This window comes from Virgibacillus necropolis, assembly GCF_002224365.1.
In the GTDB taxonomy this organism is placed as follows: Bacteria; Bacillota; Bacilli; order Bacillales; family Amphibacillaceae; genus Virgibacillus_F; species Virgibacillus_F necropolis.
Genome location: NZ_CP022437.1, coordinates 2027914 through 2049519 on the forward strand (window position 1 = coordinate 2027914; position 21606 = coordinate 2049519).

24 protein-coding genes and 1 riboswitch are annotated in these 21606 nt (G+C 36.9%); of the genes, 12 read left to right on the forward strand and 12 right to left on the reverse strand.

What is annotated here, in order from left to right; all coding sequences use genetic code 11:
- Positions 1-14: 14 nt before the first annotated feature.
- A complete protein-coding gene (locus CFK40_RS09540; RefSeq protein WP_089532089.1) occupies positions 15-179 on the reverse strand; it encodes a DUF2759 family protein in 165 nt (54 codons plus the stop codon).
- A 171-nt stretch (positions 180-350) separates the two neighbouring features.
- Here CFK40_RS09540 and CFK40_RS09545 point away from each other — a divergent pair, with 171 nt between their 5' ends.
- On the forward strand, positions 351-974 hold the full coding sequence (locus tag CFK40_RS09545; RefSeq protein ID WP_089532090.1) for an MBL fold metallo-hydrolase: 624 nt from the start codon (positions 351-353) through the stop codon (positions 972-974).
- 47 nt (positions 975-1021) lie between these two features.
- Here CFK40_RS09545 and CFK40_RS09550 read toward each other — a convergent pair whose 3' ends face one another.
- The 8 genes from CFK40_RS09550 to comGA all read right to left on the reverse strand — a co-directional run bounded on the left by CFK40_RS09550 (position 1022) and on the right by comGA (position 5257).
- The gene (locus CFK40_RS09550; protein ID WP_089532091.1) at positions 1022-1264 is read right to left on the reverse strand and encodes a DUF2626 domain-containing protein; all 243 of its coding nucleotides are present in this window, start codon (positions 1262-1264) and stop codon (positions 1022-1024) included.
- A 123-nt stretch (positions 1265-1387) separates the two neighbouring features.
- Entirely contained in the window at positions 1388-1762 is a 375-nt protein-coding gene (locus CFK40_RS09555) for a competence type IV pilus minor pilin ComGG (protein WP_089532092.1), read from the reverse strand.
- Positions 1734-2183, reverse strand: coding sequence for a competence type IV pilus minor pilin ComGF (gene comGF / locus CFK40_RS09560; protein ID WP_089532093.1), 450 nt, complete (start codon positions 2181-2183; stop codon positions 1734-1736). The genes CFK40_RS09555 and comGF overlap by 29 nt, the downstream gene beginning before the upstream one ends.
- Positions 2134-2469 (reverse strand): prepilin-type N-terminal cleavage/methylation domain-containing protein, encoded by a 336-nt coding sequence (locus CFK40_RS09565; RefSeq protein WP_161493846.1) that lies wholly within the window; start codon positions 2467-2469, stop codon positions 2134-2136. The genes comGF and CFK40_RS09565 overlap by 50 nt, the downstream gene beginning before the upstream one ends.
- A complete protein-coding gene (gene comGD, locus CFK40_RS09570) occupies positions 2456-2893 on the reverse strand; it encodes a competence type IV pilus minor pilin ComGD (RefSeq protein WP_161493847.1) in 438 nt (145 codons plus the stop codon). Before comGD ends, CFK40_RS09565 begins: the two co-directional genes overlap by 14 nt.
- A 13-nt stretch (positions 2894-2906) precedes the next feature.
- Positions 2907-3215, reverse strand: coding sequence for a competence type IV pilus major pilin ComGC (comGC, locus tag CFK40_RS09575; RefSeq protein ID WP_089532096.1), 309 nt, complete (start codon positions 3213-3215; stop codon positions 2907-2909).
- 13 nt (positions 3216-3228) lie between these two features.
- Entirely contained in the window at positions 3229-4284 is a 1056-nt protein-coding gene (comGB, locus tag CFK40_RS09580; protein WP_089532097.1) for a competence type IV pilus assembly protein ComGB, read from the reverse strand.
- On the reverse strand, positions 4247-5257 hold the full coding sequence (gene comGA, locus CFK40_RS09585) for a competence type IV pilus ATPase ComGA (RefSeq protein WP_089532098.1): 1011 nt from the start codon (positions 5255-5257) through the stop codon (positions 4247-4249). Before comGA ends, comGB begins: the two co-directional genes overlap by 38 nt.
- A 102-nt stretch (positions 5258-5359) precedes the next feature.
- Between comGA and CFK40_RS09590 the strand changes: the two genes are divergently transcribed.
- Both CFK40_RS09590 and CFK40_RS09595 read left to right on the forward strand, forming a co-directional pair.
- A complete protein-coding gene (locus CFK40_RS09590; RefSeq protein ID WP_161493848.1) occupies positions 5360-5860 on the forward strand; it encodes a shikimate kinase in 501 nt (166 codons plus the stop codon).
- A gap of 43 nt (positions 5861-5903) precedes the next feature.
- Positions 5904-6083 carry a YqzE family protein gene (locus CFK40_RS09595; protein ID WP_089532100.1) on the forward strand — a complete coding sequence of 60 codons (180 nt, stop codon included), beginning with the start codon at positions 5904-5906 and terminating at the stop codon, positions 6081-6083.
- 218 nt (positions 6084-6301) lie between these two features.
- Here the strand turns inward: CFK40_RS09595 and CFK40_RS09600 are convergent, their stop codons facing one another.
- Together CFK40_RS09600 and CFK40_RS09605 are read right to left on the reverse strand one after the other, a co-directional pair.
- Positions 6302-7096 carry a YqhG family protein gene (locus tag CFK40_RS09600; protein ID WP_089532101.1) on the reverse strand — a complete coding sequence of 265 codons (795 nt, stop codon included), beginning with the start codon at positions 7094-7096 and terminating at the stop codon, positions 6302-6304.
- Positions 7086-8744, reverse strand: a complete 1659-nt coding sequence (locus tag CFK40_RS09605) for a DEAD/DEAH box helicase (protein ID WP_089532102.1) — start codon at positions 8742-8744, stop codon at positions 7086-7088. The genes CFK40_RS09600 and CFK40_RS09605 overlap by 11 nt, the downstream gene beginning before the upstream one ends.
- A 152-nt stretch (positions 8745-8896) precedes the next feature.
- A riboswitch (glycine riboswitch) is annotated at positions 8897-8997 on the forward strand.
- 240 nt (positions 8998-9237) lie between these two features.
- Here CFK40_RS09605 and gcvT point away from each other — a divergent pair.
- The 4 genes from gcvT (at position 9238) to CFK40_RS20965 (ending at position 13634) form a co-directional block, all read left to right on the forward strand.
- Positions 9238-10344, forward strand: a complete 1107-nt coding sequence (gcvT, locus tag CFK40_RS09610) for a glycine cleavage system aminomethyltransferase GcvT (RefSeq protein ID WP_089532103.1) — start codon at positions 9238-9240, stop codon at positions 10342-10344.
- A gap of 11 nt (positions 10345-10355) precedes the next feature.
- Positions 10356-11705: an aminomethyl-transferring glycine dehydrogenase subunit GcvPA gene (gene gcvPA, locus CFK40_RS09615; RefSeq protein WP_089532104.1), complete on the forward strand. Its 1350-nt coding sequence runs from the start codon at positions 10356-10358 to the stop codon at positions 11703-11705.
- The gene (gcvPB, locus tag CFK40_RS09620; RefSeq protein ID WP_089532105.1) at positions 11698-13155 is read left to right on the forward strand and encodes an aminomethyl-transferring glycine dehydrogenase subunit GcvPB; all 1458 of its coding nucleotides are present in this window, start codon (positions 11698-11700) and stop codon (positions 13153-13155) included. The genes gcvPA and gcvPB overlap by 8 nt, the downstream gene beginning before the upstream one ends.
- 302 nt (positions 13156-13457) lie before the next feature.
- Positions 13458-13634 (forward strand): hypothetical protein, encoded by a 177-nt coding sequence (locus tag CFK40_RS20965; protein WP_161493849.1) that lies wholly within the window; start codon positions 13458-13460, stop codon positions 13632-13634.
- A gap of 73 nt (positions 13635-13707) precedes the next feature.
- Here the strand turns inward: CFK40_RS20965 and CFK40_RS09625 are convergent, their stop codons facing one another.
- Positions 13708-13944: an LOG family protein gene (locus CFK40_RS09625; RefSeq protein ID WP_319418042.1), complete on the reverse strand. Its 237-nt coding sequence runs from the start codon at positions 13942-13944 to the stop codon at positions 13708-13710.
- 719 nt (positions 13945-14663) lie between these two features.
- Between CFK40_RS09625 and CFK40_RS09630 the strand changes: the two genes are divergently transcribed.
- The 5 genes from CFK40_RS09630 to CFK40_RS09650 all read left to right on the forward strand — a co-directional run bounded on the left by CFK40_RS09630 (position 14664) and on the right by CFK40_RS09650 (position 21115).
- Positions 14664-15206 (forward strand): helix-turn-helix domain-containing protein, encoded by a 543-nt coding sequence (locus CFK40_RS09630; protein WP_089532107.1) that lies wholly within the window; start codon positions 14664-14666, stop codon positions 15204-15206.
- A 26-nt stretch (positions 15207-15232) separates the two neighbouring features.
- Positions 15233-17278 carry a hydantoinase/oxoprolinase family protein gene (locus tag CFK40_RS09635; RefSeq protein WP_089532108.1) on the forward strand — a complete coding sequence of 682 codons (2046 nt, stop codon included), beginning with the start codon at positions 15233-15235 and terminating at the stop codon, positions 17276-17278.
- Between the two features lies 1 nt (position 17279).
- Positions 17280-19016, forward strand: coding sequence for a hydantoinase B/oxoprolinase family protein (locus CFK40_RS09640; RefSeq protein WP_089532109.1), 1737 nt, complete (start codon positions 17280-17282; stop codon positions 19014-19016).
- A 2-nt stretch (positions 19017-19018) separates the two neighbouring features.
- Complete coding sequence (locus CFK40_RS09645) at positions 19019-19348, forward strand: cupin domain-containing protein (RefSeq protein ID WP_089532110.1); 330 nt, start codon at positions 19019-19021, stop codon at positions 19346-19348.
- A gap of 411 nt (positions 19349-19759) precedes the next feature.
- On the forward strand, positions 19760-21115 hold the full coding sequence (locus tag CFK40_RS09650) for a purine-cytosine permease family protein (RefSeq protein WP_089532111.1): 1356 nt from the start codon (positions 19760-19762) through the stop codon (positions 21113-21115).
- The last annotated feature ends 491 nt before the right edge of the window (positions 21116-21606 follow it).

Sequence of the window (21606 nt, forward strand, 5' to 3'; positions counted from 1 at the left end):
GTTAGCTTTACCAGTTAGGCTGTAATTTCATGAATAATTGTCATAATGGAGAAAAATCCAAAGGCCAATACAGATACCGCTGAAAAACCTAGAGCAAATAAGTTTTTAGCTTTCATTTGTTTTACAGTGGAAACAACACTTAGTATTGTAACAATAAATAATAGGATCCCTAAAACCATGTTATTTTATCCTCCTTGCCTGCATCTTATAATTGCTATTGTAATTGCGTTTGTATTATTATGTAACTAATCGTTAACTCTTATTTATTTTATAGTAAATTATTGTGTTTGTCGAGGATTATTGGGGGTATTTTAGTAACAATACAAAACATAATAGGAAGGGTAGTTTAAATGAACTTAAAAAATATGTCACTTGGTCCACTTGGTACCAATTGTTATCTTATGTACAATGATAGAGACGCGCTAATCATCGACCCAGGGGGTGATGCGGATTTGATCATCGACTTTTTTAAAGATAAATCCTTTATACCTAAAGCAATTTTGTTAACGCATGCACATTTTGATCATATTGGTGCGGTAGATCAGGTGAGAAATACATATAATATTGATGTCTATTTGCACAAAAATGAGAAGGATTGGTTAGAGGATTCAAAGTTAAATGGTTCTATTTTATTTACACCAGAACCAATTTCGATAAAAAAAGCTGAGTACGACCTAGAGGAGGGTGGAATGCAAATTGAATCTTTTTCCTTCGATGTCTTACATACGCCAGGTCATTCTCCAGGTAGTGTTTGCTTTTTCTTTAAAGAATCTGGAATTCTTATAGGTGGCGATGCACTTTTTAATCGGGGTGTTGGACGCACAGACTTACCAGGAGGAAATATGGAACAGTTAAAAGAGAGTATCCGTACTAAATTGTATACGTTAGATAATAGCGTGGTTGTTTATCCAGGTCATGGGCCTGAAACAACGATAGGTCAAGAAAAACTGCATAATCCATTTATTACTGGCTAGATAGGAAAAAAACCCTGCATCAAAAGTATGTAAGCAGGGTTTTTTTCTTAGTGACCAAATCCAGGTACTAATATGAAATTTGAATACCATGTAAAACCAACCATAAATACAGTACAATAAGCTCCGAATAAGTACATATACATGCGCTCAGATAATTTTAAGTAACTTACTGTAAGGAAAAATACCGTTTGTACTAGGAATAATAATGCGGTGTTATTCATGTCTCCAATAACAAACATTACAGTGAAAATTCCAGTCCAAAAGGCAAGCACACGAAACATTCGATCCATGCCTTCCCCTCCTTTAGATAACCTTATCATAGTTATTATAAACGACAATTTAGATATTGTAAATAAATCTCATAAAATATATATGCATTACTAGTCTGACCTGAATTTCTCTCATTATTCATTTTAGTTTGGACTATCAGCTTCCATGTGGTTAGCAATAGCAAAAACCTTTTTATCGGGAGTATAGATGTAAATAGCTAGTTCATAAACTTCTTGTTTGCGTATATAAGAAATTTTGACATCACCATCAGGAAATGAATATTCCACAGTTCCACTTCTCGGATTAAGGGAAGAGATTTCATTCTTAAGTTTTGATCGCCCCATTTGAAAAAGTGTATCTATTTTCAGTTGCGAAATTTCATTTTTGGCAATGGTTAGTTCATTATGATAAATAGTAATATTCGTGCTTACAAAAAGAAACAATAGTGCTGCTATTAGTAGTACTATGGGAAGAATAAAACCTTTTTCTTCATTTAAAAAAGGTGTACTTTTTCTCATAAACGATCCCATCCAATGTAGTAATTATAGTTTTTATACCATAGGATATTTCTTCAAAAGATAGGCTTTTGATATTTCTAATAACAACTTCATGCCCCGTACCGTCCACTTGGCGCCTAATAATATCTTGGTATTTTTCGTATGTTACCGTGGTACCATCCAATGCGTTTAATGATATGACCTCGTTACCGATCGTATAATTTGTTGAACGAATTAAATCATCGCGCAGAAAATGAAAAAATTGGGAAAAGGATAAATCGGTATAATTAGTCGTGTAGCTCAATGATTTCGTTAGATACTCAAGAAATGGGACGGTAATGAAAACAATTGCGATTGTCAGCAACATTGATAATAAGGTGAATCCTCGCTGGTTAACTAACATACCCAAACAGGCACGATTTTTCTTTCTCACTTTTAACATTAGTCCATTCTACACATCCTTGCATCAGATCATTTATCGTTGTGAAATGAAAATTAACTTGCTTATTTTTAATTTGTTTTTTATAGCTTATAGGTAACTCTGATTTCTCCCAGATCGTTTGTTGCAATTCATCATAAAGGACAGTAACAATTGTTATACGATCGGATAGCTTCTGTTGTTCTTTTTTTAGTTGTACGGAAATGGGAAGGACAGTGATAATCAACATTGTAACAATCCCAAAGGCAACTAATACTTCAATTAATGAAAATCCATTAGAGTTTTTCAATATAACACCTTCCCTTTCCTAATGGGAAGACAATTTTATACGATGATTTGTTTGTTGTTAAAAGTAAGTTTCCAGGTTTTCGAATCGTTCCATTTGCGTTAAAGGAAATGGAACCTTCCTCTTGAAAAGTACGTAAATCAAACTTCCACTCGTCTGGGATGCTACGACGAAGTAATACCTTACTTCCGTGCCCACTTGAGACGAAATAGTTGTTTGTCTCAAATGTCATAATGATGTTGTCTGTTGATAAGTACGAAATACTTTGCATATACAAAAGATCGTTTTCAAGTGTGGTTAAAAATTGCTCTTCCTTTTGGTTATCTAAAATGGAAACTTTTATGGGTGCACTCAGCAAAAGTAATAGTGAAAGAACACCCATAACAAATAATATCTCAATTAGTGTGAAGCCGTTTTTATTTTGCATGATGTACATCACTTTATGGTTCTGTTACAGTTCCATCAGTTGGATTATAGCCTAAAGCTTTACCGTTTTTACATGTCTTTTGCTCCGTGTTTATATAGTTTTCTGATTGCAAGATTTCAAGTGAAGCAGGGTAGGATCCCTTATCCAAGTAATACGATTCTACCTGAGTCTGTACAACCGCAGCTAATGCTCCACAACCTTTTGCATAAACGTCCTTACTTTTATCACTTAAGTTTGGAACAATTAATATGATCAAAACAGATATGATCATAAGGACAATTAACATTTCTATCAATGTGAAACCTTTTTGATTTTTAAACATAATAAAACCTCCATTAAATTGTTTTAATAAGCTGAAACATAGGCCACATTAATGTGGTATAAATTAATACAATAAAACCAGCTAATAAAACAAAAAATACTGGCTGTATATAGGTAATGGCTTTCGTGACTTTGTGATTAAGCTCCTCCGTTATAATCCCTGCGTAAATCTTTAAATCCTTTTCTAGTGCATGTATATCAGCATTTTTTTGAAAAATATGTGCGATTTGTTTTTCCAATAAGAATGATTGGGATAGTAAATAGCTAATATGATGACCCCTGTTTAACTCATTCATCATTAAAATGGAATAATACGAAAGAATAGGAAGTTGTTTTTGGTTAGACATGATGGTTAAAATGTCTTTAATGGATATGCCAGTTTTTAACAAGGAGCTAAAGTGGGTCGCGAACAAGAAAGAGGTTTGGATCCGTTTGTAATTTCGGTAAATTGGGATGCGTTGATATAGTTTGATTTGGTCTTGAATGCTAATTTTATGCCGAATAAATTTCCATATCAGTAGCGAAATAAACACGCTGATAATGCTTATCCAAATGAATGTTCCAAACATATCAATTATCGCTAGGGATAATGATATGGTAGAAGATGTTTCATTGTTGGCGGAAAATAAGTTGGAAAATGAAGGTAGAATAGAATTTTTAACAAAGTATAGCAGGATAGAAAAGATGACGAGAAGAACCAGGGGATATCGAATGGTTTGTTGGAACTTAGCAGTGAATTCAATTCTTTGCTGGAACATTTCCGTACACTTTTCTAAACTTGCTTGGATATCACCATTCACGCGAACAAAATATAAGTAGGTAGTGATTGTTTGATTAAAGGAAGCTTGTTCAAATGCTTCATCTAACGTATTACCATTCTTAAGCGCGTGAACAATGATTGTAGTGGGTTCAACCATTTGGTTATCCCATTTCATAACATCTAGTGCATCAAGTAAACTATAGCCATTTTTTAATAGCCTTAAAAGTCGGGACAGGTATAACAATTGGGTTTCTTTCTTTAACTTGATGCGTCTAGATGGAATTAAAAATTTCTTTTGAAATAAATCCATACATATATGCCTTCCTCCTTAAATTATCAAAGGTTTGGAACGTGGATAGTTTGTTCACGTCTTCTCCTTGTATAGCACGATTGAGTATGGTACCGTCTAATAATTCTAGAATTGCTGCCCTCCTTGAAATTGATTTATCCACTTGAATAGGCACTAGCTGTAATGCGGCAACTGCAATAAGTGATTGTTGTAAATCGGTTACCTTTAATCCCATTTCAAGTAACCGGTGGATCGTACCTTCCGCATTTTTGGCGTGCAACGTACTTAAAACCAAATGGCCAGTGAGTGATGCATCAAACGCAAATTTGGCAGTTTCCTTGTCTCGAATCTCTCCAACCATTATAATATCTGGATCATGTCTTAATGCGGCCTTTAATCCAGCCTGATAGGTAATCCCAGCTTTTTCGTTTACTTGTACTTGTAAGATATTCGAAATTTCTTTTTCAACTGGGTCTTCTAATGTGATGGTTTGATAAGATTCTTCTGCAAGGATTGTTTGAAGTAATGCGTATAATGTGGTTGTTTTTCCACTTCCGGTTGGGCCAGTGAATAGGATGATCCCTGAACGGTTTTTAATCCATTCTCTTAACTTTTTAAGTTGGTAAGGAAAAAGAAAAAGTTGTTCTAGGGTTAGAATTTCATCTTGTGGTAAAATTCTAATTGCGAGGCTTTCCATATGGTTAACAGGAAGAGTAGATAACCGAAGTGCATAATGCTGTGATTGAACACTATACGTAATAATTCCATTTTGCGGTTTGCGTATTTCACCAATATCCATTCCAGATGTAAACTTATAGTAAGTGAGTAACAACTGATAGTGTGTTACATGTATGGTTCGATGAAAAACTCGTTTACCATGGATTCGGAAGTAAATATCGGTATGGTTTGGATATGGGTAGAAATGAATGTCTGATGCAAAAGCATCAAAAGAAGCTAATAGCAGTTTTTCTGAGAGGTTAGCTGCGGAGTTCAATGACGTATCACCTCCTTATTTTTCGCAACAAAGTATACTATTCGACAACATTTGGCAAACTCCTTCTTTTTTTATAAAAAAATTTTAAAGGGAATGATAAAAATGAAAAATATCTATTTAATTGGCTTTATGGGAAGTGGCAAGAGCTCTGTAGGGAAAAGTTTATGTATCCTTTTGGACTGCGATTATGTAGATACTGATACTGTAGTTGAAGAAAAGAATAATAAAACAATCGTTGATATTTTTGCGAGCGAAGGAGAAAACGCCTTTCGTATATATGAATCAAAGGTATTACGGGAAGTGCCTTTTGAAAATTGTGTTGTTTCTACTGGTGGTGGCATTATAGAGAATGAAAAAAATGTCGAACAAATGAAAAACACAGGTATTATCGTATATTTAGAAACCTCCTTTTCTAAAATTGATGAGCGGCTGAAAATGGATCTATCGAGACCATTATGGAATCAAAACAAGCAAAAAAAGAAAGAACTATTTGAAAAACGTATAGATTTGTATCGTAGCTGTGCGAATGTGACGGTGAAGACAGACGATAAATCATATCATGACGTTGCTGCTGAGGTTGTAAGTTACATAGTAGGGGAATAAAAACTCATTAAACAAGCCATACTAGAAATAAGAGGTGATTATAATGAGTGGAAATGATTATATTAAATATCTAACAGGTCGAATTATTACTTATTTAGACTTATCATCCGATGAGAAAAAAGAGCGGAAGCAAAAGCATAAAAAGTCTCAACATGCACTATCAAATCGATGGTTAGGGATGGTCCCTTTTGCAATGAAAATGTTTTGGAGGAAAGCGAATTAGTAGGCTGTTTTTAAAAACAGCCTACTAATTCTTTTTTTGGCAGTTAAGAAAGTATAAATCCTTTCTTACTGCATAAGTGCAACTAAGGCTTTCGCCATTAAGGTTTGGCGATAAGCCGAGTTTTCTAATTTATCAAATTATAAATTTGGAACAATGTGGATAAATGAGGTCCATTATCAGCACCGCCGGTAATAACCGGGTGCTTGCGCTTTTGTTCTTTATGAATGAAAATCCTCCGTTAGATAGAAAATTCCTCCATTAATTACTTTATAGTTAACTTTTGGTGTATAGCGTTCCTTCATATCATCAATTTCTCTTTGCATGTGTTCATTATTTGCCTCATCGTCTGCACTACTTGTATAGAAGTGCTTTATTAAACCTGTTTCGTCTTCAAGGGTTTGTAATGATTCGTCTGCCCATTGGTGTGATTGATTGTTAATATAATCATCTAGCACATTTTCTATTCGATGAAAACCACTTTCCATCTTAATGATTGGTGCAATGGTATAACAATAGTCGTCAATAGCAGGTTTGAGCGTGATGTTTTGTAACAAGTCCATCATGTCTTTATACATCAGTCCATTGATTAGATGTAGACCCAGCGATACAATCTCATCCTTATTTTGTTTGCCTTGATAACTAATTTTTATATTAACAACTAGCCACGGATATAATGCAGTTTTTTTGGTTGATTGATCAGATTGAAAAAGCCTTGTATAGCGTTCATGATCTACAAGGTTTTTTAGAATTTGCTGTAAACGCGGGCTTCCAAAATGAATCCAGTCTCCTTTACCATCACGCTTATCAGGGTTTGTAATTAGGGTAAGGGTAGTTGTTTCGCCTTCTCTTCCCATGTTTTTTATATAATGCCAATAAAAAGGTCTATTCATTAATGCCTTATCAATTTCTTCTGTTAGCTTAACTTCTAATACACCATCATGATTGTTTTGTATATGACAATGATGGGCAGTGAAGTAATCATATAAGAACGTGTTTAAGTTCTCAATTGCCATATTGCTGTTCCTCGCTTTCTGTGCAGTCTGAAGTACTTTCAATAATGGAGGTGAGATTATTTAGTTTGATTCTCGTTTCACCTTCTGAGGATGATTCTGCAAAGATAGTCTGTATTTCCTTTTCCATGTCCTTAATGTTTAACTCAGCAAGAATAGCGTCCAAATTTCCAATGACACGTTCAAATAAATTAATTTTTTCATATAACAAACTCATAATATGTTCTTCTACAGTTTCTTTAATTGCTAAGTTGTAAATGAATACATCATTTTCTTGACCATATCGATGAATTCTTCCGATACGTTGCTCAAGTCGCATAGGATTCCAAGGTAAGTCATAGTTAATTAAGTGATGGCAAAATTGCAGGTTAATCCCTTCACCACCAGCTTCTGTTGCAATTAACACTTGAGCATGGTTTTGAAATAACTGTTTCATCCAGTCTTTTTTTCCACGTTTAAATCCGCCTCTAAATGGAACAGACGTTATACCATGTTGCTGCAATGTCCACTGTAAAAATAGTTGGGTCGAACGATATTCTGTGAAAATAATAACTTTTTCATCCCCAATATTTTTCACAAGCTCAACTAATTTTTGTGCCTTACTATGGTTTGGTAATTGTTCGATTTTCGAAAGAATTGGCTCAAATCCAGTTACTTCAGGTGACTTTTCTTGCATCTTTTTCATCGATAAATAACAAGCTTCTCTTGAGGAACACAATTCTCTTTGTAATGTTATTTTCGTTAATCCTGGTAATTGAGCAGATAAATTATTTAATTCATCATATACAGCTCGTTCTTCGTCTGAAAAAGGAATCCAAATAGTATCGATATGGCGTTTAACTGTATTTAATTCTGTGTTTATTCGGGTATTTCTCACCATTACTTGTTGTATTAACTGCTTTAAATACTTATCCTCTTTAATTTTTTTTCGATCTGTACCATAACGTTTTAAAAACTCTTCATAATTTCCCAAGTAACCTGGTTTTAATATAGAAACCAAGTTAAAAATATCGGATAGTTTATTTTGTACAGGAGTAGCAGTTAACAAAAGACAATATTTTTTCTTTAGAGACCTGACAAATTCATAGTTTTGCGTTTTATGGTTCTTTAATTTATGGGCTTCATCTATTAAAATGAAGTCAAAATTTAGTTCAGAAATTTGATCACGATGTTGATCTCGTTTTGCAGTATCGATGGAGGATACGATAACGTCGCATTGATCCCATGCATAATTTTTCCGAAACGATACAGCTGGGATATAAAATTTTTCTTGTAGCTCTAAGACCCACTGATTTACTAGTGATGCTGGAACAAGAATGAGGACCTTTTGAATTAAGCCACGTACCATGTATTCTTTTAGAATCAGGCCAGCCTCAATCGTTTTTCCTAACCCAACCTCATCAGCTAATATTGCCCTTCCGTTCATTTGTTCAATAACTTGTTTGGCGCAATCAAGCTGGTGGGGAAGAAAATTCACATGTGGTACATACTTAAGTGAACGTAATTCGTTAAATGTTGGCGTCATTGTTGTTAGTTCCGCCTGATAAGACATTTGGAATAGCTCCCAGGTGGAAAATGGACCATTTTGTTCAAATGTATTACTAAAGTCATTAATAAACGTGTTATCTTTTTCGATATGGATAGAGTTCATGAATAATCTTCCTTTATCAAGAGTTGTAGTATTAAATAATAAAAGTTTTGTATTTAATTCAAGCAATAGTGTGCTATAATGAAACAAATAAATAGATTTTTCGCAACTAATGGTACATAGTATAACCAATTAATACTTTTTTCATAAAGCGAATGAATACAAGGGGAGAGTTTACTGATAGCGTTTATCTATTAGTAACGCCGAAGGAGCAAACTTACGTGAATCTCTCAGGCAAAAAGACTCTTGTAGGACGCAACTCTGGAGAGTGTTTACTTATAGGATGTTCGAAAAGTCACCAAATGATAAACATCGAAATTATTCGTTTCTAATTTGGCAACTTTTCGAACACGTACTTAAAGTTAACCACCAACGAAGCAAGCATTTTTACTGAATAGAATTCAGTTAGATGCGCAACTTTCTGGTTAAAGGACAGAGATTTCCTGGTATCAGTGAAATCTCTATTTTTTTATGGCAAAAAAAGGGAGTGAATCAAATGAGTGAGTTAAAACGAACACCGATTTTTCCTGAATATGAGGAATCTGGGGCAAAAACAGTTGATTTTGGTGGATGGGATTTACCGGTTCAGTTTTCTGGAATTAAGCATGAACATGAAGTAACACGTACAAAAGCTGGTTTATTTGATGTGTCACACATGGGAGAAATTATCGTCCAGGGAGAACATAGTTTAGATTTTTTGCAGCGTGTACTAACAAATGATGTATCCAAACTAACTCCAAAACGAGCTCAATATACGATTTTGTGCTACGAAAATGGTGGTACAGTAGATGATTTAATTGTTTATATGCTTGAAGAAAACAATTATTTATTAGTTGTAAATGCAGCCAACACAGAAAAAGATTTTGCCTGGTTAAACGAACAAAATAAAGAAAATGTAACGATTGATAATGTATCGAAGGATTATGTACAGCTTGCATTACAAGGTCCAAAGGCAGAATCTATCTTACAATCTGTTACAAAAACAAATTTAAGCGATATCAAGTTTTTCCGTTTTGAAAATCCAGTTTATTTTGCAAACATTGAGGCTGGTGCAATTGTTTCTAGAACAGGGTATACCGGAGAAGACGGTTTTGAAATATACATTGATGCGGCAAGCGGCGTGGATCTATGGAAATTGCTTTTAGAAACTGGCAAAGAAGAAGGTATAGAAGCTATTGGACTTGGTGCGCGTGACACATTACGATTTGAAGCGAATTTAGCGCTATACGGCCAAGAACTTTCAAAAGATATTACACCTATTGAAGCTGGTCTAGGTTTTGCTGTTAAGGTTAAAAAAGAAGCTGACTTTATCGGTAAAAGTGTCCTCAAAGAGCAAGTAGAAAATGGTGCTGATCGGAAGCTTGTTGGTATTGAAATGATTGATAAAGGAATTCCTCGCCACGGTTATGAAGTTTTAATTGGTGAAGAAGAAGTTGGATTTGTAACATCTGGAACCCAATCCCCGACGTTAAATAAAAACGTAGGATTAGTACTAATTAAAAGTGAGTATGCAGAAGAAGGAACCGAAGTAGTCGTGCAGGTTCGAAAGCGTAAACTTAAAGCAAAAGTGGTTAAAACACCATTTTATAAACGCGAGAAATAGGAGGGATTGTAATGGAATTTCGTTATTTACCGATGACAGAAGCGGATAAGAAAGAAATGTTAGCTACAATTGGTGTTGATTCAACCGAAGAGCTATTTTCTGACATACCGAAACAGGTTCGTTTGAAAAAAGATCTTGATTTAAAGGTACCAACAAGCGAAGTTGAGTTAAAGAAAGAATTGGCGGCTATGGCTAACAAGAATGCAAATTTAGTTGAATACAGTTCTTTCCTTGGTGCAGGAGTTTATGATCATTATATTCCATCGGTTGTAGATCATGTAATATCGCGCTCAGAATTTTACACTGCTTATACACCGTATCAACCCGAAATATCGCAAGGGGAATTACAAGCAATATTTGAATTTCAGACAATGATTTGTGAGTTGACAGGAATGGCCGTAGCGAATTCCTCCATGTATGATGGCGGAACAGCACTTGCTGAGGCTGTTAATTTAAGTTCTGCAATGACAAGAAAGAAAAAAATTCTTGTATCAAAAGCTATCCATCCAGAATCAAGAGCGGTTATTGATTCTTATGCAAAAGGACCAAATCTAGAAATAATTGAAATAGATCATAAAAATGGTTTAACGGATTTAGATCAACTAGCTAGCGAATTAGATGAAGATACTGCTAGTGTTGTTGTCCAATATCCGAACTTTTTTGGCCAAATTGAACCGTTGGAACAAATCAATAAGCTAGTTAGTCAACAAAAGAAAACAATGCTTATTACGTCTAGTAATCCACTAGCTCTAGGATACTTGACTCCTCCTGGCGAATTTGGTGCAGATATTGTTGTTGGTGATACACAGGTATTTGGAATCCCAGCACAATTCGGTGGACCACATTGTGGATATTTTGCTACAACTGAAAAGTTAATGCGCAAGGTACCCGGGCGTTTAGTAGGTCAAACGAAAGATGAAGATGGTGTACGAGGTTTCGTATTAACATTACAGGCTCGCGAACAACATATCAGACGTGATAAAGCAACATCTAATATTTGCTCAAACCAAGCGTTAAATGCATTAGCAAGTTCTGTAGCAATGAGCTCGATTGGTAAACACGGAATTAAAAAAATGGCTAAGTTAAACATGCAAAAGGCGCGTTATGCCAAACAGCAATTACAGGATTCTGGTATTTCCGTAACAACAGAAGGTCCATTTTTCAATGAAATTGTCGTGAAATTAAATGGTTCAGTAACTGCTATTAATGAGCAGCTGTTGGAAAAAGGAATTGTCGGTGGGTATGATCTAGAACGTGCATATCCAGAATTAAAGGGTCACATGTTAGTAGCGGTTACAGAAATTCGTTCAAAAGCTGAAATTGATGCTTTTGTTAAGGAACTGGGGGATATTAATGGCTAATGAAAACTTTCCAATAATATTTGAACGTAGTAAAGAAGGACGAACTAGTTATAGTTTACCTGATTTAGATGTCCCTGAACTAGATATTAACGAAGGTTTAGATGATGCATATGTACGTAAAAATGCACCAGATTTACCGGAAGTTAGCGAGCTTGAAATAATGCGCCATTATACAGGGTTATCTAGAAGGAATTATGGAGTTGATTCAGGCTTTTATCCACTTGGTTCATGTACGATGAAATATAACCCTAAAATCAATGAAGATGTAGCGCGAATGGATGGCTTCAGTCACATTCATCCATATCAAGATCCGAAAACGGTGCAAGGTGCAATGGAAATGTTGTATGATTTGCAAACTTCTTTAAAAGAAATTACGGGTATGCATGAAGTATCCTTGCAACCTGCAGCTGGTGCCCAAGGAGAATGGACTGGATTAATGATGATCCGGGCATTCCATGAAGCAAATGGGGACACAGAAAGAACAAAAGTAATTGTTCCAGATTCCGCACATGGAACAAATCCAGCTTCTGCTACAGTAGCTGGATTTGATGCTGTAACAGTTAAATCAAATGAAAAAGGAATAGTGGATTTAGAGGATTTAAAACGTGTTGTTGGAAAAGATACTGCAGCATTAATGCTTACAAATCCAAATACACTTGGTTTATTTGAGACAGAAATTTTGGATATGGCTAAGATTGTCCATGAAGCGGGTGGAAAGCTATATTATGATGGTGCAAATTTAAATGCAATTATGGGATATACCCGTCCTGGAGACATGGGATTTGATGTTGTTCATTTAAACTTACACAAGACATTCACTGGCCCTCATGGTGGTGGCGGTCCTGGATCAGGTCCAGTTGGCGTGTCGAAAGAGCTTGAACCTTACTTACCAAAACCATTGCTTGTAAAAGGTGCAGATGGCTATGAATTCGAATATGATCGTCCTAATTCCATTGGTCGAGTAAAGCCATACTACGGTAACTTTGGTATTAACCTACGAGCTTACACGTATATTCGTACAATGGGCGCGGAAGGTCTGAAGAAAGTCAGTGAATATGCTGTATTAAATGCTAATTATATGATGCGTAAATTGGAGAAAAAGTTCGATTTACCGTATCAGCAGCATTGTAAGCATGAATTTGTTTTATCAGGAAAAAGACAGAAAAAGTTAGGCGTCCGTACATTGGATATAGCGAAGCGCTTATTAGACTATGGCTATCATCCACCAACTATATACTTCCCATTAAATGTGGAAGAGGGAATGATGGTAGAGCCTACTGAAACTGAATCTAAAGAAACGTTAGATGGTTTTATCGATACGATGGTTGCCATAGCTGAGGAAGTCAAAAATGACCCTGAAAAGGTTCAGGAGGCTCCACATACTACCATTGTAAAACGAATGGATGAGACAACAGCGGCAAGAAAACCAATTTTACGATATTATAAGTAAGATAAGTAAGAGTTATAAATCACAAAATAGAAACACAATTAGAGTCTAACTTCGCTTATGAGTTAGGCTCTATTTTTTTGTTTTTCATTGCATTGGGTATTCGGTTAATGTCTATTTTGTATAAACAATAACCTTGAAGCATATTGATGTTTGTGACAGAAATAAAATACAGAGGTGGCAAAGTGGACGTTGGTATTATTCTTTAATAGGAGGAAAGGCGCTTTTTGGTTGTTTATATAGTAAAAGGTAATTTTCATTAACAATGGTCTCGGGTATCTTAAGACTTCCTGGAGGTGTTTGAAATGAATAAAAGCATAAGAGTGATTATTGGGTTAATTGGGAGCCTGATTATCTGCTTTTTTGGAGTATATGGGTTAATGGCTGAAGACCCAATATCAAGTGTATCATTTTTCCCAATCATACTTGCAGTCGGTGGTGTAATTGGACTCATTGTAAATGTTATCGATCTTATAAAATGAAAGGGCATGAACCTAGAACTGCAAAGATCAAACATAGGAACTGCCTATGTTTGATCTTTAGTATTATAAGTTCTTATAGCTGGTGGTGATAATTATAAAATTTCTTTATTAAATTTATTGCGGGAGGGAATAAACAAGAGCCCGTATGGTATTTTTCATATGAAAAATGCTGCTCCGCCATATGATTAAATAGAGATACGAGTGGATCGTAATTATTGATTAATATTAAGAATCCACAAGGTTTATGATGTATCCCCAACTGCGCCCAGGTAAAGACTTCGATAAATTCTTCCAAAGTCAAGATCCTCAATGTAAAGTTATAAATCTCTCTGCTACGATTATTCAGTTTAAAAGTGGTTATTTCTATACAGGGCGCTTACAAGACATTTCGCAAGCAAAAGTATGATTTGTTTAAAGCTGCTCTATTAGACGATTAAAAAGTTTTTCTATAGAGATATATACGATTATATTGCCGTTATGGCCACTAATCGGAAGGAACTTGAGCATATCTATACAATGATTGAGGAAAAATTAGACCGTCATATGCAGACGAGCTTTTGTCAGAAAGGTCAGGGATATTAATATCCCTTTCCCTCCCTATGAACCGCATGTGTGCCTTTTAGCACATACGGTTCAAGCATTCATTTATCCACGTCTAGACTAAATTAATCCTATTATTTTCTTTCTCTATATGTATTAATAACGCTAAAAACGTTGTGCGAAGAAGAATTTGTGACCGAAATTCAAAACAAACTAGAAAACTATCGTCCGAAGATAGTCAGGCGGAAGTGGATTGAAAATATGTCTACAATGGTTTTCCCATCAGTTCCTGGTGTATTAGATCCTCTATTAGCAAGGTTGTTAATTTTTTATTATCGGAACTCTGTAGGAAATTAGCAATTATAAAATTAATTAATATAAAAAATATTCTATTAGTTTAAAAAATTTTATGTTACAATAATAAAAAGTTTGCTTAAACTATAATTTTTACTGTCGCACTGGATTTTAGAAAAGGGAAGGTATTTGAAAATGGATGGTATTTATCAAAAGATTAAAAGATTACGTGTTGAACAAGGATTTACATTGAAAAATCTTAGTGAGAAAACGGAGTTGTCCGTTAGTTTTTTGTCTCAAATTGAGAGGGGGTCGTCTTCACTCGCAATTACTTCGTTGAAGAAAATTGCGGATGCATTTGATGTTCCAATTACATTTTTTTTTAATTCGGAAACAAATCATAATTATATGCTGCAAGCCGAGGATAGGAAACCATTTCAGCTTGAAGGTTCCTCAACCACCTATACGCGGTTGAACGGGGAATTTGGAGGTAGGTCTTTGGAGCCGTTATTGGTGAAACTTGTACCTAAGCAAATCCGGAATCAGACTTCAAACCATCCAGGAGAAGAGTTTTATTATGTATTAAAGGGAGCTGTATTATTTACCGTAAATGGAAAAGAGTATTTTGTCAGGGAAGGTGGTTCTATTCATTATCCATCAGAAGTTCCCCATTCTTGGGAAAATCCTTTGGATGAGGAAACCCTCATTCTTAGTGTGCTGACACCTGTGATATTTTAAATCATACGAAAGAAGGTCGATAGTTGATGAGAGTAGCAACCGATATTGGAGGAACGTTTACAGATCTAGTGTTTGTGGATGACAAAGGGAAAGTGAGTGTTGCAAAAAGTCATACGACGCCTCCGAACTTTGAACAAGGAGTTATCGATGTTATTGAAAAAAGTGGCATTGACCAGAAGGCTATCGAAACATTCATTCATGGAACCACGGTAATCATCAATGCATTGACTGAGCGCAAAGGCGTAAAAACCGCATTAGTCACAACAAAAGGTTTTCGGGATGTACTGGAAATTGCTCGAGGAAACCGTCCTGATCTGTTCAATGTACGCTATAAAAAGCCGACTCCGTTTGTCGAGCGTCATTTGCGACAGGAAGTAGAAGAACGACTGAACCAAAAAGGAGAAGTCGTGACGCCTATCAATAAAGAACAGATTAAAGAACTGATTGATTACTTTAAAAAAGAAAACGTTGAAGCGATTGCTGTTTCTTTTCTTCACGCTTATAAAAATTCAACGCATGAACAGCAGACAGTCAAGCTTATCAATGAGCTATGGCCAGAAGTTTCTGTTACGGCTTCTTATGAAGTGACAAAAGAATGGCGCGAATATGAGCGAACCAACACGGCCGTATTGAACTCCTATATTAAGCCAATTGCATCTACGTATGTTAATAACCTCAATGACAAACTGATTGAAAATAAAGCGGATAGCTTTAATTATATTATGCAGTCCAACGGGGGAACAACGACATTTGAACAGGCGAAAAAGACACCAATCAATATGGTCGAATCTGGACCGGTTGCAGGAATTTATGGGGCAGCATTCCTTGGTGAAATCATTGGTGAAAAAAATGTCATCGCGTTTGACATTGGTGGAACCACTGCAAAATGTTCATTGATCAGCAACGGAGAAGTAAAAGTTTCCACAGATTATTACATCGAAAAAGACGCTTTCAACGCGGGGTACCCTATAAAAACGCCAGTGGCTGATATCGTGGAAATCGGCAATGGAGGTGGTTCGATTGCGTGGATTGACGATGGCGGCTCATTGAAAGTGGGACCTCATTCAGCAGGTGCTGTTCCTGGTCCTGTTGCTTATGGCCAGGGGGGAACAGAACCGACAACGACCGATGCGAACTTGCTTACAGGACGTCTGTCTCCAGAAAACTTTGATTATCAAGTAGATCTGGAATCGGTGAAAAATGCAATTTATGAAAAAGTAGCGAAAGTATATAATATGTCCGAAGAAGAAGGTGCGCTCGGAATCATTAGGATTGCCAATGCGAATATGTTGAATGCGCTTAAACTTATTTCAGTACGAAAAGGTTATGACCCGAGAGATTTTACACTCATCGCATTTGGAGGCGGCGGATCGATGCATGCGCCAGCGCTAGCAAGAGATCTAGGTGTTAAGAAAATTGTCGTGCCAATTGCGTCTTCAGTATTTTCCGCATGGGGAATGCTAATGACGGACTTGCGTCATGATTACATCCAAACCTATATTAATCGTTTGCAGGCTGTCAATCTTCAAGAACTTAACAATGAATGGATTAAACTCGAAAACCAGGCAGTGAGTCAATACCAAGAAGAAAACATCAGCAAAGAAGAAATTGTCTTTAACCGATTTGTCGATATGCGATACTCAGGACAAGAACATACGGTGAAAGTGCCACTCGCAAACGGTGAGGTAACTGGGGAAACAATCCATGACTTGATTGAATTATTTCATGAAATGCACGAACAGAACTTCACGTTCAATCTGTTAGATGCGCAGACGGAAATTGTTAATCTGCATTTAACTGCATTAGGCTCTATTCAAAAACCAGAACTTCAAAAATGGGTAGCTATTAATAGTGATCTGGATTCAGCATTGAAAGAAACACGCAAGGTATTTTATGAAGACGAAGGATGGGTAGACACGAACGTTTATCATCGTGATTTGCTGGCGCCGGGTATGGTGATCCAAGGGCCGGCGATTGTTGAAGAATCAACAGCGACAACTGTATTCTATTCAAACCAGACGCTAACGGTTGATGCCTATGGAAATTTAATTATTGAGACGGAGGTGCGATGAGATGTCAGTTTCGAGCAAAGTAAAAGTCGATCCGTTTACAAAGGAGATTGTAAAAGATTCAGTGATTGCTATTGGTGATGAGATGTTCCATGCATTGGCAAGGACGTCTATGAGCCCGATTATTTATGAAGTATTGGATTATGCGAGTGGGCTGACCGATTCCAAAGGCCAGTTACTGACACAAGGAAATGGCGTAACTGGGTTTATTGGAATGTTGACATTCATGGTCAAAGAAACACTTAACAAGTTCGGTGAAAATGAATTAAAAGAAGGCGACATCATTATCATTAATGATTCGTATGTGGGTGGCGGCTCTCACTTGTCTGATGTCGGTTTAGTTATGCCAATCTTCTATGAAGGAAAAATTATTGCCTTTTCCGCAAACAAAGCCCATTGGACGGACGTAGGTGGAAAAGACCCAGGTTCATTTAGCAATGACGCGACAGAGATTTACCAAGAAGGACTACAGTTTCCTTGTGTTAAATTATTTAACGAAGGTAAACTGAACGATGCGGTACTTGACATTATTAAGTCCAATGTCCGTTTCCCCGAGTTGTCCATTGGAGACTTGTGGGCACAAGTGGCCGCACTTCGGACAGGCGAGAAACGTGTGAAAGAACTTTGTGAAAAAAATGGCGCAGTAGTTGTGCAAGCGTCAATCGATCATCATTTGGATCACGGTGAACAAATGGCGAGAAGGGAATTGGCGAAGCTTCCGAAAGGCGAATTCTTTGCTAACGATTTTATTGATGACGATGGCTTTGGGAATGGACCTTTTAATGTTCAAGTAAAAGTCACGATTACTGAAGATAAATTTATTTGCGACTTCCGTGGCAGTCATCCCCAAGTACTAGGTCCAGTTAACTGTACCTATACGGGTCTTGTTTCGGCTGTCCGTACCGTTTTCCTTGCAGCAACGAATCCATCCCAAGATGTCAACGATGGTGTATTCAGACCACTCGAAGTCATTACTGACTCAAAATCTATTCTTGCAGCTGAAAGGCCAGCACCTGTATCTATATACTGGGAAAGTATGCAAGGTGGAGCAGATGTAGTTTGGCAGGCATTGGCACCTCACTTGCCGGATCGCTTGTCCGCAGGTCAATTATTGTCCGTTTGTGCAGTGACTTTATCGGGAAATCATCACGAATCAAATGAACCATTTTTAATTGTTGAACCTTCTGCAGGCGGGTGGGGGGCTGCAAAAGGTCAAGACGGCGCAAGAGGGCAGTTCTGTATCGGTGATGGTGAAACATACAACGTTCCAGTCGAAGTGGCTGAAACACGCTACGGTGTTATGATTGATGAGTACAGCTTACGGACAGATGGGGCCGGCGCCGGAGAATATATCGGTGGTGCTGGCGTGACGCGATCCTATAGAGCGATGACTGACAATCAGATGGTATCAGCGACTTTCGGTAGAAACAAATACTTTCCATGGGGCTTAAATGGAGGAGACGAAGGTTCCCCAAACGAGTTTCTTATTGAAAAAACGAATGGCGAAACGGATGGACCATTCGGAATTTATCCGCGCTATCCGCTCAATAAAGGCGATGTCGTCAAACTGATGACAGCTACAGGTGGAGGTTATGGCAATCCTTTAAAACGTCCATCTGGTCAAGTGGCAAAAGATGTGAAGAACGGGTACGTTACCGTTGAGCAAGCAAAAAGGGTATTTGGAGTCATTGTTAATACCGAAACCTTTAAAGTCGACGGTCTAGTAGGGAGGGAAATGTGACAATGGATATTATTAACCTTACAGAACTTGAATCAGAAGGAAATCAAGCATATTCGATGTATACCATTTTTAAAGAACAGCAACAAGATTTTGCGGTAAAAGTCGGAACCGTAACTATTTATCCAGGTGAAAGAGTACCTCTTAAAGGAGTATCCAATCACGAAGAAAACGAATACTCAATCATTGTTAGGGGATCGCTACTGACAGAGATTAAAGGAGAGCAATATCGCGTTTCTGCAGGCCAATCTACTTTTATTCCAAAAGGCGAAGAACATATTGCTGTAAATGACGGCGATGAAAATTGCGAACTTGTCTTTGTTTTAGTCGGGTAAATTTCTAAGTTGTCTTTCGGGAGCGTAAATGCAAAAACACTCTCGATTACCAAACAATGATTGCTCTGATTGTCAAATATTTACTAGGAACTATGTTTAATTTAACAAGTAGAAGCCTTTTTCAAAGGGGTATGCCAAAGAAACCCTAATAACTACTTATTTTTTAAAGGATAAGACTTTTAAGAAATGCTAGTTCATCTTTTTGATCAGCATGCTAAGCATCAGTGTACTCTTCATGATTTTAGGTTCGAACGCATCACTTTGCAGACCGAGAATTGCAATTTCTAAGTATTAATAAATATAAAAGTCTTCTTACTAAGTGTAGGAGAAAAAAGTAACAGCTCAAGAAAATCCTTGAAACACATGACTCGGTGAATGCTGAGAATCTATTATATAAAGGAGGATGAGAAAATGGGAAAACAAAAAGTTACAAAGTCAGTAGGAAAAGATGAAGCATTGTCTGCTATTCCATCCAGTAAACGTCAGCATTGGTTAGCACCAGCGATGATATTTGGAGGTTTAGAATTTACGATACCGGTATTGATGGTGGGAGCTACGCTTGCAGGAGCGTTCGGCTTGTCTGAAATTTTTTGGATATTACTTGTATCACTGTTTGTTATTCAGTGGATTGGAAACGCTGTTGCAGGTTATATTGGTGCAAAAACAGGCCGATCTTCGTCCGTTATTGCTAGAACAAGCTTTGGAGCAGATCAGGCGAGATTTATTGTAGGGATGACTATTTTTGTTGTTTCCCTTGGCTGGTGGGCTCTCCAAACTGCGGTGGCAGGAAACGCTATCTCCGTTATGTTGGGCATTAATTACGAAAACGAAATAATTCCATGGGCGATTGTGACAATCGTTGTTGGCCTGCTATTCGCGATTCCTTCAATAATTGGATATGGATCGATGAAATGGACGGATTATGTAGCTGTTCCGGCAGGACTCCTGCTAATTGTAGGCGGTATTTTCTATTCGTTACAAAATACAGGTTTTGACACGATTATGGCGTGGAGACCTGAACCCTCCATGACCTTTCTTGCGGCGCTTAGCCTTGTAATCGGAATTAACGTTTCCCAATGGGTTATCGCGTCTGATTACACACGGTATGCAAAACCTAAAGTGAAGGATAATGTATTAATTCCATTAGGTATTATTGCAGTAGGATTTCCTTTGTTTTATGTAGGGGCTATCATGTCTGTTGGAGTGGGTGATGCAGATATTGTAAATGTTATGATGAATTTAGGATTCCCGGTCTGGGGATTCTTGATCTTATGGTTTGCAACATGGACAAGCCAGCTCGTTAATAACTACAGCATGGGGCTTGCCATGGCTAACATCTTTAATGTTAACTCGAACAAAGGTCGTGCAATTTTAACTTTCATTGGGACAATAATTGCGATTATTATCGCCTTGGCTGGAATACTAGATTACTTCATGGATTTTCTTTATATGACTGCCTTAATTTATCCGGCAATTGCAGGTGTAATGATGGCCGACTTCTTCTTGATTCGCAAGCAGCAGTGGGAGGATAATAAAGGATGGAACTGGATGGCGACAATCGCACTTGTAGTAGGAATATCCGTGGGGTATTTGACTCAGTATGTAAATACATTCGGGATTCCGGCCGTCCAATCATTATTCGCTTCCCTCATCGCCTATTACGCAGCGATGAAAATCAAAGCAGCGATCAAACCGGATCATTTCACAGAAGTAATGGTGTATCAAGCAGATGAAAAAGGGTTAGATAAAGAATCTAAATCTGTATAAGATTTAACCGGAAAATTATCTTACTAGAAATTATTAGAAGTTAAAAAAGGTTTAACACTCCTATTTTTCACCACCCCAATAAGATCTAGCAGCTTAATTAGCTGCTAGATCCTTTTTTACGCCTTAACTTATATTATAGAAGTTATACCTTTTAAGGGAGAGAGGATTACACCTATAAAATCGTCGGATACCGCGTCTACTGGGTAACAGCTTTATCCGTCTTTTCGAGTAATGGGAAAAAGCACCTTGAATTGCTTGCTCCTCAGAAATATTTAGATTTCAAGACGCGTAATATTGACGTAAGAAAGTTGAGCAACCCTTAAAGAATATAAATAATAACTGGAGTGCCTTTTTAAAAGTCACTCCAGTTGTTATTTATAGTTTATACTTTTTATTACAGATTAAGCCAGGCTTTTGTGTTTTGCAGTATTTAAATCTGTTTGTTTCTTTCTTCTCCAAACGCAATTCAGTTTGAGTGAGTCTATTTTCGT

Excerpts from the sequence above, each read along its gene's own strand:
- CFK40_RS09540 (WP_089532089.1), bottom strand. The coding sequence starts at position 179 with ATGGTTTTAGGGATCCTATTATTTATTGTTACAATACTAAGTGTTGTT.
- CFK40_RS09545 (WP_089532090.1), top strand. The coding sequence starts at position 351 with ATGAACTTAAAAAATATGTCACTTGGTCCACTTGGTACCAATTGTTAT.
- CFK40_RS09550 (WP_089532091.1), bottom strand. The coding sequence starts at position 1,264 with ATGGATCGAATGTTTCGTGTGCTTGCCTTTTGGACTGGAATTTTCACT.
- CFK40_RS09555 (WP_089532092.1), bottom strand. The coding sequence starts at position 1,762 with ATGAGAAAAAGTACACCTTTTTTAAATGAAGAAAAAGGTTTTATTCTT.
- comGF (WP_089532093.1), bottom strand. The coding sequence starts at position 2,183 with ATGTTAAAAGTGAGAAAGAAAAATCGTGCCTGTTTGGGTATGTTAGTT.
- comGD (WP_161493847.1), bottom strand. The coding sequence starts at position 2,893 with ATGCAAAATAAAAACGGCTTCACACTAATTGAGATATTATTTGTTATG.
- comGC (WP_089532096.1), bottom strand. The coding sequence starts at position 3,215 with ATGTTTAAAAATCAAAAAGGTTTCACATTGATAGAAATGTTAATTGTC.
- comGB (WP_089532097.1), bottom strand. The coding sequence starts at position 4,284 with ATGGATTTATTTCAAAAGAAATTTTTAATTCCATCTAGACGCATCAAG.
- CFK40_RS09590 (WP_161493848.1), top strand. The coding sequence starts at position 5,360 with ATGAAAAATATCTATTTAATTGGCTTTATGGGAAGTGGCAAGAGCTCT.
- CFK40_RS09595 (WP_089532100.1), top strand. The coding sequence starts at position 5,904 with ATGAGTGGAAATGATTATATTAAATATCTAACAGGTCGAATTATTACT.
- CFK40_RS09600 (WP_089532101.1), bottom strand. The coding sequence starts at position 7,096 with ATGGCAATTGAGAACTTAAACACGTTCTTATATGATTACTTCACTGCC.
- CFK40_RS09605 (WP_089532102.1), bottom strand. The coding sequence starts at position 8,744 with ATGAACTCTATCCATATCGAAAAAGATAACACGTTTATTAATGACTTT.
- gcvT (WP_089532103.1), top strand. The coding sequence starts at position 9,238 with ATGAGTGAGTTAAAACGAACACCGATTTTTCCTGAATATGAGGAATCT.
- gcvPA (WP_089532104.1), top strand. The coding sequence starts at position 10,356 with ATGGAATTTCGTTATTTACCGATGACAGAAGCGGATAAGAAAGAAATG.
- gcvPB (WP_089532105.1), top strand. The coding sequence starts at position 11,698 with ATGGCTAATGAAAACTTTCCAATAATATTTGAACGTAGTAAAGAAGGA.
- CFK40_RS20965 (WP_161493849.1), top strand. The coding sequence starts at position 13,458 with ATGAATAAAAGCATAAGAGTGATTATTGGGTTAATTGGGAGCCTGATT.
- CFK40_RS09630 (WP_089532107.1), top strand. The coding sequence starts at position 14,664 with ATGGATGGTATTTATCAAAAGATTAAAAGATTACGTGTTGAACAAGGA.
- CFK40_RS09635 (WP_089532108.1), top strand. The coding sequence starts at position 15,233 with ATGAGAGTAGCAACCGATATTGGAGGAACGTTTACAGATCTAGTGTTT.
- CFK40_RS09640 (WP_089532109.1), top strand. The coding sequence starts at position 17,280 with ATGTCAGTTTCGAGCAAAGTAAAAGTCGATCCGTTTACAAAGGAGATT.
- CFK40_RS09645 (WP_089532110.1), top strand. The coding sequence starts at position 19,019 with ATGGATATTATTAACCTTACAGAACTTGAATCAGAAGGAAATCAAGCA.
- CFK40_RS09650 (WP_089532111.1), top strand. The coding sequence starts at position 19,760 with ATGGGAAAACAAAAAGTTACAAAGTCAGTAGGAAAAGATGAAGCATTG.